This window comes from Pseudoalteromonas sp. McH1-7 (genome assembly GCF_013366255.1).
Lineage (GTDB): Bacteria > Pseudomonadota > Gammaproteobacteria > Enterobacterales > Alteromonadaceae > Pseudoalteromonas > Pseudoalteromonas peptidolytica.
Map to the genome: position 1 here is coordinate 21,773 of NZ_JABWPQ010000033.1, position 17,036 is coordinate 38,808.

Annotated in this window: 16 protein-coding genes and 1 pseudogene; 12 read left to right on the forward strand and 5 right to left on the reverse strand. The window is 43.7% G+C overall.

Annotation, left to right across the window (positions count from 1 at the left end; genetic code table 11):
- Positions 1–37: 37 nt before the first annotated feature.
- Complete coding sequence (speE, locus tag HUZ36_RS19440) at positions 38–898, reverse strand: polyamine aminopropyltransferase (RefSeq protein ID WP_125250687.1); 861 nt, start codon at positions 896–898, stop codon at positions 38–40.
- Between the two features lie 220 nt (positions 899–1,118).
- Here speE and speA point away from each other — a divergent pair, with 220 nt between their 5' ends.
- The 4 genes from speA (at position 1,119) to HUZ36_RS19460 (ending at position 6,124) form a co-directional block, all read left to right on the forward strand.
- A complete protein-coding gene (speA, locus tag HUZ36_RS19445; RefSeq protein WP_176033754.1) occupies positions 1,119–2,999 on the forward strand; it encodes a biosynthetic arginine decarboxylase in 1,881 nt (626 codons plus the stop codon).
- Positions 3,000–3,110: 111 nt separating this feature from the next.
- Positions 3,111–3,983, forward strand: coding sequence for an acyltransferase (locus HUZ36_RS19450; protein ID WP_176033755.1), 873 nt, complete (start codon positions 3,111–3,113; stop codon positions 3,981–3,983).
- A gap of 18 nt (positions 3,984–4,001) precedes the next feature.
- Positions 4,002–4,922, forward strand: coding sequence for an acetyltransferase (locus HUZ36_RS19455; protein WP_176033756.1), 921 nt, complete (start codon positions 4,002–4,004; stop codon positions 4,920–4,922).
- The gene (locus tag HUZ36_RS19460; RefSeq protein WP_176033757.1) at positions 4,919–6,124 is read left to right on the forward strand and encodes a mechanosensitive ion channel family protein; all 1,206 of its coding nucleotides are present in this window, start codon (positions 4,919–4,921) and stop codon (positions 6,122–6,124) included. The genes HUZ36_RS19455 and HUZ36_RS19460 overlap by 4 nt, the downstream gene beginning before the upstream one ends.
- A gap of 120 nt (positions 6,125–6,244) precedes the next feature.
- Here HUZ36_RS19460 and chrA read toward each other — a convergent pair whose 3' ends face one another.
- Complete coding sequence (chrA, locus tag HUZ36_RS19465) at positions 6,245–7,375, reverse strand: chromate efflux transporter (protein WP_176033758.1); 1,131 nt, start codon at positions 7,373–7,375, stop codon at positions 6,245–6,247.
- 126 nt (positions 7,376–7,501) lie between these two features.
- Here chrA and HUZ36_RS19470 point away from each other — a divergent pair, with 126 nt between their 5' ends.
- Positions 7,502–8,281, forward strand: a complete 780-nt coding sequence (locus HUZ36_RS19470; protein ID WP_241651635.1) for a substrate-binding periplasmic protein — start codon at positions 7,502–7,504, stop codon at positions 8,279–8,281.
- 86 nt (positions 8,282–8,367) lie between these two features.
- Positions 8,368–8,994, forward strand: coding sequence for an OmpA family protein (locus HUZ36_RS19475; RefSeq protein WP_176033759.1), 627 nt, complete (start codon positions 8,368–8,370; stop codon positions 8,992–8,994).
- A gap of 247 nt (positions 8,995–9,241) precedes the next feature.
- On the opposite strand, the gene HUZ36_RS19480 is transcribed toward HUZ36_RS19475, so the two are convergent.
- Both HUZ36_RS19480 and HUZ36_RS21825 read right to left on the reverse strand, forming a co-directional pair.
- Positions 9,242–9,586, reverse strand: coding sequence for a rhodanese-like domain-containing protein (locus HUZ36_RS19480; RefSeq protein ID WP_125250677.1), 345 nt, complete (start codon positions 9,584–9,586; stop codon positions 9,242–9,244).
- Between the two features lie 37 nt (positions 9,587–9,623).
- Positions 9,624–9,695 (reverse strand): hypothetical protein, encoded by a 72-nt coding sequence (locus HUZ36_RS21825; RefSeq protein WP_368659808.1) that lies wholly within the window; start codon positions 9,693–9,695, stop codon positions 9,624–9,626.
- A 424-nt stretch (positions 9,696–10,119) separates the two neighbouring features.
- Between HUZ36_RS21825 and HUZ36_RS19490 the strand changes: the two genes are divergently transcribed.
- Genes HUZ36_RS19490 through HUZ36_RS19500 form a run of 3 tightly spaced genes read left to right on the forward strand, consistent with a single transcriptional unit; the run spans position 10,120 to position 14,773 of the window.
- Entirely contained in the window at positions 10,120–10,416 is a 297-nt protein-coding gene (locus HUZ36_RS19490) for an ArsR/SmtB family transcription factor (RefSeq protein ID WP_176033760.1), read from the forward strand.
- A gap of 18 nt (positions 10,417–10,434) precedes the next feature.
- Positions 10,435–13,740 carry an efflux RND transporter permease subunit gene (locus tag HUZ36_RS19495; RefSeq protein ID WP_176033761.1) on the forward strand — a complete coding sequence of 1,102 codons (3,306 nt, stop codon included), beginning with the start codon at positions 10,435–10,437 and terminating at the stop codon, positions 13,738–13,740.
- On the forward strand, positions 13,730–14,773 hold the full coding sequence (locus HUZ36_RS19500; protein ID WP_128731833.1) for an efflux RND transporter periplasmic adaptor subunit: 1,044 nt from the start codon (positions 13,730–13,732) through the stop codon (positions 14,771–14,773). The genes HUZ36_RS19495 and HUZ36_RS19500 overlap by 11 nt, the downstream gene beginning before the upstream one ends.
- A gap of 18 nt (positions 14,774–14,791) precedes the next feature.
- Here HUZ36_RS19500 and HUZ36_RS19505 read toward each other — a convergent pair whose 3' ends face one another.
- Positions 14,792–15,469, reverse strand: a complete 678-nt coding sequence (locus HUZ36_RS19505; protein ID WP_147388918.1) for a nitroreductase family protein — start codon at positions 15,467–15,469, stop codon at positions 14,792–14,794.
- Between the two features lie 151 nt (positions 15,470–15,620).
- Between HUZ36_RS19505 and HUZ36_RS19510 the strand changes: the two are divergent.
- From HUZ36_RS19510 to HUZ36_RS19520, 3 genes and pseudogenes are all read left to right on the forward strand, one after another.
- Positions 15,621–15,740 (forward strand): annotated as a pseudogene (locus HUZ36_RS19510) (ABC transporter ATP-binding protein); the annotation flags it as partial.
- A 203-nt stretch (positions 15,741–15,943) separates the two neighbouring features.
- Positions 15,944–16,177: a hypothetical protein gene (locus HUZ36_RS19515; RefSeq protein WP_176033762.1), complete on the forward strand. Its 234-nt coding sequence runs from the start codon at positions 15,944–15,946 to the stop codon at positions 16,175–16,177.
- A gap of 122 nt (positions 16,178–16,299) precedes the next feature.
- Positions 16,300–16,962: a fumarylacetoacetate hydrolase family protein gene (locus HUZ36_RS19520; protein WP_128731836.1), complete on the forward strand. Its 663-nt coding sequence runs from the start codon at positions 16,300–16,302 to the stop codon at positions 16,960–16,962.
- Positions 16,963–17,036 lie beyond the last annotated feature (74 nt).

The window sequence follows — 17,036 nt, forward strand, 5'->3', positions numbered from 1 at the left end:
GCCCTTATAAATATTAATAGTAGTAAGCGAGGTTAGCTTACTTTTCGAATGCACGCTTCATAAAGTTAGGTGTTGCTAATGCGCCCTTGTGAATACCCGTGTTGTAGTACTCAGTATCAAATGTTGCGTTGTCAACATCTTGCTCGCGGAATCCGGCAAACTTTTCATCTTTACGTGCCATCGTTGCTGACCACAGGCCGCTTGGGTAGATTGGCTGTGGGAAAGGCAGAGTTTGCAGATCAACAAAGCCGACCTCTAGCATTGCATCGCGCATTTCTAATAGCAGTGGCATGTGCATTAGCGGTGATTCGCTTTGCTGGATCATAATACCGCCTGTGCGAAGCGCTGCTAAACAGCTTTTGTAGAATGCGTGGTTGAATAAGCCTTCACCAGGACCAACAGGGTCAGTACCATCAACAATGATTACGTCAATGGACTCAGCTGGTGCTTCTCGCATGTATTTGATGCCGTCATCAAACATCACGGTTGCGCGAGGGTCATTGTTAGACTCGCAAAGCTCTGGGAAGTATTTCAGTGACATTTGGGTCACAACTTCGTCAATATCAATTTGAGTTACGGTTTCAACGCCAGGGTGCTTTAATACTTCACGCAATGTGCCACAGTCGCCGCCGCCAATGATCACCACATTTTTTGGTGCAGGGTGTGAAAATAATGCCGGGTGACTCATCATCTCGTGATAGAAAAAGTTTTCACGCGTGCTCACCATAGTGCAACCGTCAATGATCATCAGGTTACCAAAATCCGTGGTCTCAAACATTTCTACTTTTTGAAAAGGAGACTGGATTTCGTCTAATTTTTTGTTGACTCTAAGTGAAAATGCGCTGCCATCGCGGTCGCTAATTTCAGTAAACCAACGGTTTGCTTCTAAGTTTGCCATGATTGTGTTCACACTTGATAAAAATTAGCGCAATTCTGCCAGTGGTTGCGCCTTTGCTCAATCAATTTTAGCCAACATTTTGTACTTTGCCTCATATTGGTGTTGATCTCACTGTGGTTATTTTTAAAATTTGTAAGGTAGTGAAAACACAACTTTAGGTCGCATTGACCAGTCTTGCGTATTAGAATGAAGTTTTATGAAGAGTTAATTGAGAGCAGTAATGACTTGGGGTCTGCAAACAGCACGTTCTATCTATAACGTCACGCACTGGAGTGACGGCTATTTTGATATTAATGAACAGGGTCAATTAGTGGCGTTTCCTGACGGTGACCGCACTAAGTCACCTGTTCTTCTGTGTGAATTAACGGAACAATTTAAGGCGCAAGGACTTACTTTACCTGTGCTAGTGCGCTTTACTGATATTCTAAAACACCGCGTTGATACCTTAACGCAGGCCTTTACTGCTGCTCGCGCGCAGCGTGACTATCAGGGCCAGTATACTTGTGTTTACCCAATAAAAGTGAATCAGCAGCGCTCAGTTGTGAGCAAGCTGCTGGCGCATCCAAGTGGTTTAGTTGGCTTAGAAGCTGGCTCAAAGCCAGAATTAATGGCGATTTTAGGTATCGCGCAGCAACCAATTACGATTGTATGCAATGGCTATAAAGACAGTGAGTTTTTGCGCTTAGCTTGTATTGGCCAAGCTATGGGGCATCAAGTTAACATTGTTGTAGAGAAGCTCTCCGAGCTAGATACGCTGTTGCAAGAAATCGATGATTTAGGCGTAGAGCCAGCCATTGGGATCCGGATCCGTTTAAACTCAGTGGGCAAAGGAAAATGGCAAAACACAGGCGGTGAAAAAGGTAAGTTTGGCCTAACAGCAAGTCAAGTACTACAAGCGGTAGAGCGATTAAAGTCTCATAATCGTCTGCACTTGATGCAGCTAGTACACTTTCACATTGGCTCTCAGATAGCGAATATCCGCGATATTCAGCGTGCACTAAAAGAATGTGCTCGCCATTACGCAGAATTGGTTCAGCTAGGTGTACCATTGCGTATTGTTGATGTCGGTGGTGGTCTTGGCGTTGACTATGAAGGTTCTGGCTCACGTAGCTCATGTTCGATGAATTATACCGTGGCAGAATATGCAAAAAATGTAGTACATGCTTTTCATGATATTGCTGAACTTAACAACCTGCCACACCCTGATATTATCACTGAATCTGGTCGCGCATTAACAGCGCACCATGCTGTACTTATCACCGACGTAATTGATGTTGAGAAGGCGCCAAACCAGATAGAGCCTGTGGAGCCAAAAGACACAAGCCCTCTGGTATTGCAAGAGTTATGGCACTCGTTGTCACAACTAACTCCTAGGATGGCACTAGAGACCTATCATGATGCTATGCACTTATTCAGTGACGCCCATGATCAATATGTGCATGGGTTGATCAGCATGCAAGAGTGGGCGCAACTTGAGCAATTATACTTCACCACGCTGCATAAAGTGCGTGAGTGTTTAAGTGAAAATGCGCGTGCGCACCGAGAAGTGCTAGATGACTTGAATGAAAAGTTAGCAGATAAACTATTTGTGAATTTCTCTTTGTTCCAGTCTTTGCCTGATGTGTGGGGGATTGATCAACTATTTCCAGTCATGCCAATCGATAAGCTAAATCAGCCATTGACACAAAGGGCTGTGATTCAGGATATTACCTGCGACTCTGATGGCCAGATAAACAGCTATGTTGAAGGGGCTGGTATTGAGTCAAGCTTACCTATTCCTGAGTATGTTCCGGGCGAGCAATACCATGTGGCGATGTTTTTAGTCGGTGCTTATCAAGAGATCTTGGGTGATTTACATAATTTGTTCGGTGATACTGACTCTGTACATGTTGAGCTTAGTGAAGATGGCTACACACTAACTAATGCGATTAAGGGTGATAGTGTCGAAGATGTACTACGTTTTGTACACTATGACAAAACCGTACTATCAAACAATTATGCACAACAGATTGCGGCGCTACCCCTCCCTGAATCCGTTAAAACTCAGTATCTGCAAGAATTAAACGCAGGTCTTGAAGGGTACACATATTTTGAGGATTAATAGCTCAAACTATAATAAAGAATAAAAAATAGCCGACCCACTGGTCGGCTTAATTGTGCGTAATTTTCAAGGTATGATACGCACAAGCTGTAAAACACAATGAGGGAATGAATGTCGTTTATTCGAAAATTGCTCAGTTTGTTACTGTATGCGTTAAACACCATATTTTGGTTTATCCCCATCTTTATCTGTGGGCTGTTAAAACTAATTCCGATTTCACCTTTGCAAAAAGTGATGAGTTATATTGCCAAAGCTTGTGCGAGCAACTGGGTTGCTTGTAACTCAATGAGTCAAAATCTTATCGCGCCATATACATTAAATGTGAGCGGGTTGAGTGAGTTGAAACGTAACGATTGGTACTTGGTCATTGCGAATCACCAAAGCTGGGTGGATATATTAGTATTACAGCGAGTGTTACATGGCAAAATTCCGTTTTTAAATTTCTTTTTGAAAAAGGAATTATTATATGTTCCCGTGTTGGGACTTGCTTGGTGGGCTTTAGATTTTCCATTCATGACGAGAACGAGTAAATCTCAATTGAAGAAAAACCCTAAACTGCGGGGTAAAGATATAGAAACAACGCGAAAAGCATGTGAAAAGTTTAAAACAATGCCAGTGAGTATTGTAAACTTTGTTGAGGGTACGCGTTACACTGAGCAAAAGCATTCTAAGCAAAAAAGTCCATTTACCTATTTGCTAAAACCTAAAGCCGGTGGCATTGCATTCGTAATGCAAGCGATGGGAGAGCAGATCAGCAAAGTAGTGAATGTTACCATTCACTACCCTGACGGGGTGCCAACCTTCGCTGATTTTATTGGTGGTAAAGTGAAGTCAGTAAACGTTCAGGTAGAAGTAATGCCAGTAAGCGCAAACTTAATTGGTGATTATATCAATGACCCTGAATTTAGAGTGCGATTTCAATCTGAATTAAACGCGCTGTGGCAAGCTAAAGATGCGCAACTGGTCGAGCTTGCTGAAAAATAGTAGTAGAAGGAAGTTGTGATGTTAAAACAAATACTACCTAAGTGGTTTCTTGGACTTTCAGCCAGCGCTTGGCTGTTGGTTAACACCTTTGTGTGCGGTTTACTTGTGTTGTTGCTCGGTATCGTAAAGCTACTGATACCCTTAAAGTTTATTTCAACAGCTCTGCACTTTTTTTACGGAATGTGGTGTAAAGGGAATCACATTGGGCTGCGTATTGCTAGCGATAAAATCCATGTACGTTTGCCAAAAGAGCTGCATGCGCAAGGTTGGTATTTGTTAATTTCTAATCATCTCAGCTGGTTGGACATTGTTGTGCTTAGTGCCATGGAAGTATTGCCCGCACCTAAGTTCTTTTTAAAGGATGAGCTAAAATATGTTCCTTTTATTGGTACTGGCGCGTGGGCAATGGGTATGCCTTTTATGAAGCGGGCAAGTAAAGCGCAGATCGCTAAAAACCCTAAACTAAAAGGCATGGACGTAGAGCGCACCAAATCGAGCTGTCGTAACTTTCGTGACCATCCAACAACGGTGATCAATTTTGTTGAAGGTACTCGCCATACAAAAGCGAAACATCAACGACAGCAAAGCCCTTTCAAACACTTGCTCAAACCAAAAGCAGGTGGTGTTGCTTTTGCTTTAGAGGTGCTCTCTGATCAACTTGATGGGATGCTTAATGCGACGTTGGTCTATGAGTTAGACGGTGAACATATTTGCCGATCATTTATGCTTGGACGTGTTGATACGATAGATATAAAAATAGATTATATTGCAATGGCGGATATTCCCCTTGGTAACTATCAAAGTGATAAGGCCTACCGAGTACAGTTTCAAGCTTTTATGAATACAGTATGGCAGCGCAAAGATAGCCAATTAGAAGCGCATTGGCTACGCCGAGCAGCACCTGAAGACACACTTAGTGAGGAGATAAAGCAACTATGAAGTTTGACCACCTCCATGATGTTGTCCAGCCATGGTTAGAAGCATTACCACAAGGCACTGTGATCAGTGCCTTGTTCACAAATGGTATCGCGGTAGTTGGCTTACTATTTTTATATTGGGTTGTGAGGCGCCTCGTACTGCCTAATGTAGAGAACCTTGCCCGTCATATTTCACCGCGAAAAATAGGTCACCTTGCACCACAACTCAGTAAGTTTAGCGGGCGTTTTGCCTTTGTTTTATGCCTTTTGGTTTTTTCTGCTTATCATGAGCGCTTGTTTGTTGCACCAGCTTGGGTGTTTGTGGTTATGGAGAGCTTGGTTTACGTACTGTTGGTTGTCGCGTCGGGCTTTCTATTTAGCAGTTTGGTGAACTTAGCCAACGGTGTTTATAACTTGTTTCCATTTGCGAAGGAAGTGCCAATTCAGGGCATTATACAAGTTCTTAAGTTACTGATTTTTATTGTCTGCTCTATCTTGGTGGTGAGCATTCTTGTCGATAAATCGCCGACTTATATTCTGTCAGGTTTTGGTGCGATCGCTGCTGTAATTATTTTAGTATTTAAAGATACTATCTTAGGGTTGGTCGCCAGCATTCAAATCGCCGCTAACCGGCTTGTGACTACTGGTGATTGGATCCAAGTAGATGCCTTTGGCGCGGATGGAGAAGTAATAGATCTCGGTTTAAATACAGTCAGAGTGCGTAATTGGGATAACACCGTGACCACAATACCAACCTATATGCTTATCTCTGATTCATTTAAAAACTGGCGAGCAATGCAGGAGTCTGCGGGACGTCGTATTAAACGCGCAATTCATATTGACTTTACTAGTATCGAGTTGTTAAGCGAAGCGCAGCGAGCAGCGATAACCACACAATACCCTTTAATTGAATCACTCGAAGACATACCCAGTGATATTACTAACCTCGGGCTGTTTAGGCGCTATAGTGAAGCTTATTTAAAGCAACATGAAGCGATAAACCAAGAGTGTTTATGTATGGTACGAGAGCTTGCGCCGACTCAACATGGCTTGCCTCTCGAGTTTTACTGCTTCAGCCGTGACAAGCGCTGGGTGGTTTATGAGCACTTACAGGCGGATATTCTTGACTATATGCTCAGTGTAATGCCTGTGTTCGGTCTTCGCCCATATCAAAGTGTCAGTGACTATTTTGGTTCGCATCGCGTCAAGGTGAGAGGTAGTTAATCTGAGAAGCGATTAAGGCATAAGCGACCCCAGCTTGTGTTAATGTCTGCATAATGGGAGGAAGTAAATCATACCGACAAGATTTACTTTCCTCAAAACAGAGTCCTGAATTAATTGGTATTACAAACTGCCTGAGATCAGCCCAAATACGATAAAGGCGATGAGTAATTGCCAGATCGCCGGCTTTAACCACTTCAAGGCGATAAAACCCGCCACCACAGCCACTAAATCCAGCACGCTATGTACCGCAGACTGCCAAATTGGTTGATATAATGCCGCCGCTAAAATACCAACAACTCCTGCGTTTAATGCCGCGCTAATACTAGCAAAGCGGGGTAGTGCGATGAGTGACTGCCACTGCTGATGAAACGCCCACATTAATAGCAGACCTGGCAAGAAAATGGCCAGTGTCGCTATTGCTGCGCCCAAAACGGGGTTTGTCTGCTCGGCAATTGCACCAAGAAAGCTTGCTATGGTAAACATTGGTCCTGGGATTGCTTGTGCAGCTGCATAGGCGGTTAAAAAGGTTTCTTGCTGGATGTTCTCAACACTGCTTTGTAGTAATGGTAAAACAACATGTCCACCGCCAAATACCAATGCACCTGCCTGATAAAACTCGGCGAAGATCTGAGTTGGTAGTGCCGCAAAGGTCAGTAAGAATAAACCGATGAATACTGCAAGCACGGGCCAGTTAGGGTAAGTGTGTTGGCTACTTTGTTGACTCGGTACATTACTAAAAGCGTAAAAATAACCGACAACGGCGAGCACTGCGAGTAGCCCTACTTGAGCGTTTAAACTTGGCAAAAATAGTAATATCAATGTTGCAATAAACGTGACAATTTTAAGTGCCATGGTTTTACAGAAGCTTTTAGCCATACTGAGTACCGCATCGGCGACAATCACTACTGCAAACAGCTTAAGGCCGTCAATAATCGCAAGTGCAGAACCTGAAAGCTGACCTGCTGTTAATGCCAGTAGCAGCATTAGCAAGAAGGAGGGGAGCGTAAAACCTAAAAAAGCGGCTATTCCACCTATTATCCCTGCTCGTTCAAGGCCAATGGCAAACCCCACTTGGCTAGAGCCAGGTCCTGGGAGAACCTGAGATAGACTGATCATGCTGGCATAGCGTTCATTACTGAGCCATTTCAAGTTATCGACAAAGTGTTTTTTAAAAAATCCTAAATGGGCAGCAGGACCTCCAAAACTTGTGCAGCCTAGTAAAAAAAACTGATAAAATATTTTCAAAAACATAGTATACCTTGTGATATTGTTAACCTTGTATCCTTACAGTTTTATATGACAATTTTATGACTTTGGTGTGTTTAGTACCAGCTAGCCAACTGGTGTAACAGCTACAATTGGACAATGATTATGCAAATGAGTTTATTGCGGTATTTGTTTGCTTTACTGGCAAGTTTTTCTGTTTATAGCCAGCAAATAAATGTTGCTGTTGATCACGCCCCGCCATACAGCATTATTGCGGAAAATGGCAAAGTACACGGTTTAATCTTAGACATTCTAGAAATTATTCGCGCACAGTCCAATATTGATTATCAGATAAACACAGTTCCTTGCCCATTTTCACGATGTATGCGTTTGCTAGCGCAAGGAGAGGTGGATGTGATGGGGGGGCTGATCAAAACACCACAGCGAGACAAAGTAATAGATTTTGTCGATCCCGCTTATATGGCGCTGACCTCCTCTTTTGTCTTCTATGCCAGAAGAGACAGTAATATTGAAGTTGAACAATATTCGGATCTCTATACCAATCGTATCGCCGTCATGCGCGGTAGCGTATTTTATCCTCGCTTTGACGCGGATAGACAGCTCAATAAAGTCCCTGTATTTAGTGAGCGAGTGGCATTTGATTTACTGTTAAAAGGCCGAGTGGATTTGGTGATTGCAGTTGAAGATACCGCTGAAGTTGCGATGGAAGTATTAGGGCAACCCATTGAAAAGTTAAAAAAGGTCTCTTATCGCCATAGTCAGGCTATTTACGGTCATATGGCAATGAGTACGCAGTTTCATAGCACAGTGCTAGCACAGCGAATTCGTCAAGCTATGCAGCGTTTAGCAGTGGAAAAGAAACTCGATCCGGTTGTGACAAAATATAAATTGCCACCAATTTCTCAGCATGTCTCGACAGTAACACCGTAACAGTAAAATAAGCCGCACTTCAGCGAGCGTTAATCACTTATTGCAACAATGTGCACAATCAGGTCGAAATGAATTCAGGTGTTAAGATGAATGCAAGAAATGTGTTAGTGGGTGTGGTGGTTGTTGCTGCACTGTCAGGGTGTGAAATGAATAATACCGGCAAAGGCGCAGCGATTGGTGCGGCGACTGGGGCAGTGCTAGGAAAAGCAACCGGTAATCATAAAGACAAGCGCTTAGCAATTGGGGCTGCGGTTGGTGCAATCGCCGGTGCAGCTTTTGGTAATTATATGGACAAGCAGGAAGCTGCTTTTAACCAAGAGCTCGCAGGGACTGGCGTAGAAGTCGTTCGAGAAGGTGAACAAATGCGTTTAGTGTTACCTTCAAATATTACGTTTGCCAGTGGTAAGTCCGCGATCAGCCCGAGTTTCTATAACACATTGCAAGGCATTGCGCGTGTGATGCAACAATACGACAAGACATTCCTTACGATTGTTGGTCACACAGATTCCACGGGATCAGCGAGTTTCAACCAAACCTTGTCTGAGCAACGTGCTAATAGCGTGAAGCAATACCTGTTATCTCAACATGTGTTACCGGCGCGATTATATGCTGAAGGGATGGGAGAATCCCAACCTATTGCAAGCAATCAAACTGAACAAGGAAAAGCACAAAATCGCCGGGTAGAAATCAAAATTATTCCAAACCGCGTGTAGGAAAGCTGTGGGCATATACAAGTATGCCCAGCGAGCTTATACCAATTTGACTTAATACTTGCTCAATTTGAAGGAGTAAACCTGACGCTAACAGCGTTAAAAATTTCTCATTTAGAACAACTAAATAGCAAAATTTTTGCCTTGCCTATATGGATGTAGGTACCTTAGCGATAGCAGGACGCGGTAGCGGAGTTATCGACAAGATTTTCTCGCCTCAAAATAGACCACTTAATTAAGCAAATTGGTATTAGAGCGTGTCACACACTACGTCAGCTTTGCAGGTAATTACGCTGACATTGGTGTAACCGATACGGGTAAGTTGCTCTGCGGCAAAAATAGCACGGCCACCGGCAGCACAGTGTAAATAAATTGGTCGGTCTGCGTCTTTTTCCAGTTCTGGAAGTTTAAACTCCAATAAACCGCGAGGAATGTTGATTGCCCCGTTAGCCGACTTTTGGCTATGTTCGGCGGGCTCTCGAACGTCAATGACCAAGCCATTGTTTTGGGTAATTTCTGATTTTGCTTGCGCTGCATCGATACAGCGCTGATTTGGTTTTACCGTTTTTAAGACATCTTGGGCAGATATCAGCATACGTCACTCCTTATAAGTTTATTTGTCTCATTATGGCTTACCTTTCCTGAATGCCAAGTTTCTTCAAAATGGTGATCATTGGACACCAGTTTGTAAACGCAGACTGCACCAAATTGGCACATATAAATGCACTCAACCAGACTCAATCGAGACATGACAAAATGTGTAAGCAGTCAGCAAATTGCAAATACCACCCCAGCAACTAATCGAAGTAGAGGATGTAATACCAATTTGACTTAATACTTGCTCAATTTGAAGGAGTAAATCTGACGCTAACAGTGTTAAAAATTTCTCATTTAGAACAACTAAATAGCAAAATTTTTGCCTTGCCTATATGGATGTAGGTACCTTAGCGATAGCAGGACGCGTTAGCGGAGTTATCGACAAGATTTTCTCGCCTCAAAATAGACCACTTAATTAAGCAAATTGGTGTAAGGTCATAATGAAATTACAGTATATTAGGTCACCCTAATATTAGACATTGCTAATATTTGTGTCTATACTTTGTGCAAATTTATTATTAGGGAGTCAGCATGGATCTTCAGCAAATGGCACAAAATGCCGAGCAGGCGGAGTCGTTACTCAAATTAATGGCAAATAAAAACCGCTTGATGATTTTGTGTTCACTGCAAAAACAGGAGTTAAGTGTTAGTCAGCTTAATGAGATGGTGCCGCTTACGCAGTCTGCTTTATCTCAGCATTTAGCTAGTCTGCGAAAAGCTGAAATTGTATCAACTCGCCGTGACGGTGCCACCATCTATTATCGGGTATCTGATCCTAAAGTGGCGGTAATGTTAGAAAGCCTGTATCAGCTTTTTTGTGCCAACTGATGATTCGGAGCGCGGGTTATGCAAAAGCTAGATAGCGCGATTAAGCAAAGCCTACAAGGATACCTGCCTACGCTTATTTTTTTGTGTTCTATTTTCCTTGGTCTATTTGCATTGCAGATGACACCAAGAGAAGAAGAGCCACAAATTGTTGTACCGATGCTAGATATTCATGTCGAAGTCCCTAATACTGCATCACCGGAAGTCGCACGTTTGGTGACGACACCGCTGGAAAAACTACTATTACAAATTCCCGGTGTAGAACACGTATACTCCACAACGCAAACCGGAGTCGCGGTTGTCACATTAAGGTTTCATGTTGGAGAGGACAGAGAGCGGGCAATTTTAAATACCTACACAAAACTGAATGCCAATCAGCACACCATGCCCGGCATTGTTAAGCAGTGGCAGATCCGTCCGATTGAAGTAGATGATGTGCCAATTCTCATGTTGGGTTTGTATAGTACTAACCCTACTCTGTATGGTGACTATGAACTGACGCGTTTTGCACAAGAGCTATCCATCCAGTTGCAGACTATTGCTGATACCAGTGAAGTCACCGTAATTACTGGGCGCACAAGGGCATTACGTGTCGAGTTAGACTTGGCGGCATTGGCTGCACATCACACTACGCCAATGGATGTACTAAGAGCAATCCAAGCAAGTAACCAAGTTGAGCGGGTTGGGCAAGTAAGTGCAGGAAAGCATACCTATACCTTTGAATCTGGCGATGTGATCCGCGGCAAATCTGCGCTTGAAAATCTTACCGTTAACGTGATTAATGGCCGTGGGATTGTCTTAAAAGATGTGGCAGCGGTGCGCGACGGGCCAAATGAGCCTGAAAGCTATCAGTGGCTTGCAAGCAGTTCCCTTGGTATGAACGCACCACTTGTTACTATTGGTGTTGCAAAACAAAAAGGCAGTAATGCTGTGACTGTTGCTGAGCAAAGCCTGGAACTTATCAATCAGTTACAGAAGCAGCTGTTACCTGCTGAAGTGAGCGTCAGAGTACTGCGTAATTATGGCAAAACAGCCAATGATAAGGTGAATAACCTAACTTCAAGCTTGGCCTTTTCAGTGTTTACTGTGGTGGTATTTGTTGGCATCTTCCTTGGCTGGCGTTCAGCGATTGTTGTGGGGTTAGCGGTGCCTATCTGCTATGGCATCACTCTCGGGCTAGACTTGGCGTTTGGCTATACCATTAACCGTGTCACGTTGTTTGCGTTAATTCTTTCTTTGGGCTTGTTAGTCGACGACCCAATCACTGGGATTGATAATATAAATCGGTTTATTCACCGTGGGGCTGGACAAGATAAAGATAAGCATATTGTTGCTGCCATGGTAGAAATCAAATCGCCACTAGTGATGTCTACTTTCACCATTATTATGGCATTTATTCCACTTGCATTTATTACTGGCATGATGGGACCTTATATGGCACCGATGGCATTTAATGTGCCGATAAGCGTAATGGCGTCAACTTTGGTGGCCTTTTTAGTGACCCCGTGGTTATCTAAGAAGTTACTACAAGCCAAATCAATACCACAAACGGTTGCCCCGCAAGCCTCTTTATATGGCAAAGTAATGTTGCCATTGCTAAAGCACCCCACTAGAGCCAAATGGGTACTTTGGATTGTACTTGGGCTGTTTATTGCGAGTATCAGCTTACCGATATTTCGAGTTGTGCCGCTCAAGCTGCTGCCATTTGACAATAAAAGTGAAATTCAAGTGTTAATTGATATGCCCGAAGGCACCAGCCTTGAACAAACGGCTTTGATGGCTAAAAAAATTCAGGGAGTTGTCTGGTCTGAAGTGGAAGTAACGGACATTGCAGCGTTTGTTGGTAAACCATCAAGCATGGACTTTAATGGCATGGTGCGCGGCTACTATCGCAGATATGGTACCCACCTTGCTGAACTGCGTGTACTTTTGGTAGATAAAGAAGCGCGGGCGCACCAATCTCATGCTGTGGTAATGCGGCTGCGGGATAAACTACAGCAGTTTAATCAGGGGTTAACTCAAGTGAAAGTTGTTGAGGTGCCACCTGGGCCACCTGTTTTGAGCACGCTCGTTGCCGAAGTATATGCCCAGCCATTTGTGTCTCGTGCCACCCATGAGGCGGCTGCTCAACAAGTCGCCAAAAGGCTAAAGCAAGAACCTCATGTGGTAGAGGTGGACACATCTATGGCAACACCCACCGTATTTAAACGTTTTGTTGTAGATAAGCAAAAAGCAGCACTGTCTGGCATTGCCACAGCGGATGTGAACCAGTCTTTGGCCATAGCCAGCGGCACAATGCAAGCAGGGTTTCTCTATACCGAACATGAAGCCGCAATGGTGCCCATTGAGCTGGGGGTTAACTACAGCCAACGTAATCAATGGCAAAACTTATTGGCTATGCAGGTTCGTGGTCGCCAAGACTTAGCAAAAAGCGCACAAGAATACGGCTTAGCGCAAGCCGCACGGCCACTGGTTGCAATCGCGGAACTAGGCGAGCTAACCTCTGTAGATACTGCTCCTGTAATAATACGTAAAGATCTTCGAGAAGTAATTTATGTGTTTGCTGAGCTCAACGGCCGCACACCTGCTGAAGTTATTGCTGATGTCGTTGCGGACGAAAACCAGCAGCTGCCTCAAAGCCAATGGTCATCACGTAACTTTTTACAAAGTGGCGGTGGTATCAGTTGGTCGATGCCTGAAGGCACTAGTTATACCTTTAAAGGAGAGGGGGAGTGGCGGATTACAATTGATGTGTTTAGGGATATGGGCATTGCGTTTGTATTTGCACTCACAGCAATATTTATGATTTTACGTATACAAACCGTATCCAGTCGCTTGTCATTGATTATTATGTCTGCCATTCCGCTTACCATGATAGGGATCATGCCAGGCTTTTGGTTGCTCAATCAGTTTGGAGAGCGTGTGATTGCTGATGCTCCAGAGCCTGTGCTATTCACTGCAACCGCCATGATTGGCATGATTACCTTGGCTGGTATTGTAGTTCGAAACTCTCTTATCTTAGTGGAGTTTATTAATCAATCTCGTTCGGCAGGTATGACACTCATTGATGCCTTAATTACAGCTGGCACAGTTAGGATGCGACCTGTGTTACTCACCGCAGGGACGACCTTATTAGGTAACTTAGTGATTATTTTAGACCCCGTATTCAGTGGGCTAGCACTTGCAATTATTTTCGGCATTATTGCTTCTACATTATTTTCGCTGTTGGTTGTGCCAATTGTGTATTACTTGGTATTCAAAGATGTACCAGCAGCAGCTCAATACCTCACGAGTTCATCAGTTCAGGAGTCATCACATGTCTCGTAATCAAATTATTGTTCCTGTCATTGCTATTGCTGCCTTGCTGCTTATGGTGGTGTGGCTTGCTGGTGGTTTTCAGGAAAAGCTGGCCCCAGGGGAAAAAGTGCAGCAACCGCAGTATCAAGGTAAGCGCTATACGGTACAAGCATCTTCGGTTGCAATAATAGAGCAAGTGCCAGCCAGTGTGGTTGCAAAAGAAAATACGCTAGTATCGAGCCGCCTATTGGCCGAGTTAAAAACGCTCAGTGTCAGGGCTGGTGATAAGGTGGTTGCGGGGCAGTTAATTGCGACATTAGATGATGCAGAGCTTAAAGCGGAATTACAGCGTGTAGCGGCGCAGCAAGCGGCTAACTCGGCAAAGCTTGTGCAAGCCAAAAAGCAATTAGCACGAAGCAAATCTCTAAATGAAAAGGGGTTGATTGCGATTAATCAAGTCGATGAATGGCAAGCCAGTGTCGATGAGCTGCAAGCACAGGGCCGAGCATTACAAGAGGCCCTTCGCAGTGCGCAAGTCGCGCTAGGGTACACACAGATAATTGCACCTATCTCCGGTAAAGTGGTTGAGCGTTTACAGGAGCCAGGTAGTACGGTGAGCCCTGGCAGTACTATTGTTTCTTTGTTTAATCCACTGCAATTGCAAATCGAAGCGTCCATTCGAGAAGCGCAAGTTAAACACATTCAGCTAGGCAGCGAAATTAAAGTACGTATTCCTGCATTAGAGGTGACGCAAATGGCAAGGGTGTCGGAAATGGTTCCAGTTGCCGACAGTCAAGCGCGCAGTTTTGTCATTAAACTTGATATGCCACTGATGCGTAGCGTTGTGCCGGGTATGTATGCCGTAGTGGAGTTAGTACTTGGTGAACGCTCTGCTATTCAAATTCCCACTAAGATGATCAGTAAACATGGTCAGTTGGCGATGGTAGAGGTGGTTGAAAATGGCCAGCGATATAAACGTTATATACGTTTAGGTGAAGAGCGCAGCAACAAGACGATTGTGATCACAGGGCTCAATGAGGGCGATCAACTAGCCGTATATTAACAGCTAGTTGGATATCGTTTAGATGAAAGTGGCTATTTCTTCAAGTGACTTTTTAACTGTAGCATGTTCAGGGACAGTGGCTTCATCACTTGGATAGCCTGCAATAAGTAACATGTAGGGGCGCTCATTATCTTTGTCCCTACCACATAACTCTGTTAAAAAGCTCATTGGTTTTGGCGTATGTGTCAGTGTTGCCAATCCTGCATTATGAAGCGCTTGGATCAGAAACCCAGTGGCAATACCTACTGACTCGTGCACGTAATAATTGGTATTTTTATCTTCAGCGTGGATCCCGCCTTTTTTCTGGCTAAAAATCGCAATTAACCAAGGTGCATGCTCAAGGTAGGGTTTTTGTGCATCGGTCCCTAGCGGCTTTAGCGCATCTAGCCATTCATCACCAGCACGGCCTTGATAAAAAGAGCGCTCTAACTCTTCTGCAGCGGCTCGGATCTGTTGTTTTTTTTCTTTGCTGCCAATTGCTACAAAGTGCCATGGCTGGTGGTTTGCACCGCTTGGTGCCGTACCTGCTGCTCTTATACAGGTTTCAATAATTTCTTGAGGTACTGAGCGGTCGCTAAAAGCGCGGATACTATGACGTCTTTTACTGTGTTCCAAGAAGGCCTCAGCACGACTTAGCATCTCATCATGAGGGTATTCGATAAAATCCGTCAGTGGGTGGTTGGCATGATCTTGCATGTTAGTTTTCCTTGGTATTTGTAAAATAAGGGTGTTGCCTAGTGTTTCAGTGTTTACTTTTATTTGCAATTGATATGTTTGTGTTAACTGTTACTAACGTAGGTGAATGTTATAAAAAGGGCAATAATAAAAATCCATAAAGGAAATAAAAATGCTTGAAATATCAGGACTCTCTAAAACCTATGACAATGGTGTTCATGCCTTGCGAGGTGTAGAACTCTCGATCCCAAAAGGTATGTTTGGTTTACTTTGCCCTAATAGCGCTGGTAGGTGATCGCGACACACTATTTACCGGACAAATACTGCCCTGCGTATTCTCACCATAAGCCCTAAAGGATTTGAAGCAGTGTCTGCTGATTTTGTCAGCACTTAATCATTTATTTTGGTCAAAAGACGCAGGGAGAATATTAAAGAGCCGACTAAGATAACTAGGCAGCAACCTTGGTGCCATAGATAAAACAGCGATGGCATGTGGTGTTTAATGAAGAAAAAATTCTGTTTGACCAACAAATAGGTATCGCTTTGTTTTTCGCAGATCTAGATATAATTCAAAGAGGTAATGCGTTATTGTATTTACAAAAGCATAGGATTGTATCCGGTGCAAATACAATTGAGCTAACAGTAAAGGACTTACCGAAGTTTGCTGGGGTTGACCCGTTTGTAAAGCTGGTTGATAAAAAAGCGGCTGATAATATCAAGTCGCTGTAGCTATTAATACTGTCGAAAAGGCTTCTTCGGAAGCCTTTTTATTGGCTAGCAGTACCGTGAATTACTCCTTCAAATTGAGCAAGTATTAAGACTAATTGGTATAACACACAGAGAGAGTTAGTATGTACCAGCATAAGCGCGATAATTTAGTACCATGGGATTTACCTGTGGGTAAAGTAGTTTGTATTGGCAGAAATTATGTTGAACATGCCAAAGAGTTAGATAATCCAATCCCCGATAACCCATTATTATTTATAAAACCAGCTACTAGCTTGGTCACATTTGATAGCGATTTATGCTTAAACGCTGCGCTTGGTGAGCATCATTATGAAGCAGAGCTCGCACTGTTGATTGGTACGCAAATTGATGCAAATACAGCAGAGCCACTAAAGCACATTGCTGGAGTGGGACTTGCGCTTGATTTAACTTTGCGAGACCTACAAAGTGAATTAAAAGCACAAGGGCACCCTTGGGAGCGAGCAAAAGCCTATGATAATAGCTGTCCAATCACGCCATTTATTCCTTGCGATGAAAGCACCTTTGCTGAGGGCGTAGAGTATCGCTTTTGGCAGAATGATGAGCTAAAACAGCATGGCGACTCTAGCTTAATGATTTTTCCGATCATTGAGTTGATGAATGAAATCACGCGTTACTTTACGTTGCAACCAGGAGATATTGTGCTCACTGGCACCCCCAAAGGTGTGGGTAGTCTAGCATCAGGTGATAAGTTGAAACTACAACTTGAACAATACCCGGCTTGGCATGGTAACGTCACCGTAAAGTAAGTAACAGCAAGCACTTTGTTGTTGATAAAGTAGGTATGTAGAGGGCGTTTTAATTGCATGCCTACTTCTTGGCT

Coding starts and splice junctions, on each gene's coding strand:
- HUZ36_RS19455 (WP_176033756.1), top strand. CDS start 4,002: ATGTTAAAACAAATACTACCTAAGTGGTTTCTTGGACTTTCAGCCAGC.
- HUZ36_RS19505 (WP_147388918.1), bottom strand. CDS start 15,469: ATGCAAGATCATGCCAACCACCCACTGACGGATTTTATCGAATACCCT.
- HUZ36_RS19470 (WP_241651635.1), top strand. CDS start 7,502: ATGAGTTTATTGCGGTATTTGTTTGCTTTACTGGCAAGTTTTTCTGTT.
- HUZ36_RS19500 (WP_128731833.1), top strand. CDS start 13,730: ATGTCTCGTAATCAAATTATTGTTCCTGTCATTGCTATTGCTGCCTTG.
- chrA (WP_176033758.1), bottom strand. CDS start 7,375: ATGTTTTTGAAAATATTTTATCAGTTTTTTTTACTAGGCTGCACAAGT.
- HUZ36_RS19495 (WP_176033761.1), top strand. CDS start 10,435: ATGCAAAAGCTAGATAGCGCGATTAAGCAAAGCCTACAAGGATACCTG.
- HUZ36_RS19450 (WP_176033755.1), top strand. CDS start 3,111: ATGTCGTTTATTCGAAAATTGCTCAGTTTGTTACTGTATGCGTTAAAC.
- HUZ36_RS19490 (WP_176033760.1), top strand. CDS start 10,120: ATGGATCTTCAGCAAATGGCACAAAATGCCGAGCAGGCGGAGTCGTTA.
- speA (WP_176033754.1), top strand. CDS start 1,119: ATGACTTGGGGTCTGCAAACAGCACGTTCTATCTATAACGTCACGCAC.
- HUZ36_RS19460 (WP_176033757.1), top strand. CDS start 4,919: ATGAAGTTTGACCACCTCCATGATGTTGTCCAGCCATGGTTAGAAGCA.
- HUZ36_RS19475 (WP_176033759.1), top strand. CDS start 8,368: ATGAATGCAAGAAATGTGTTAGTGGGTGTGGTGGTTGTTGCTGCACTG.
- HUZ36_RS19520 (WP_128731836.1), top strand. CDS start 16,300: ATGTACCAGCATAAGCGCGATAATTTAGTACCATGGGATTTACCTGTG.
- HUZ36_RS19480 (WP_125250677.1), bottom strand. CDS start 9,586: ATGCTGATATCTGCCCAAGATGTCTTAAAAACGGTAAAACCAAATCAG.
- speE (WP_125250687.1), bottom strand. CDS start 898: ATGGCAAACTTAGAAGCAAACCGTTGGTTTACTGAAATTAGCGACCGC.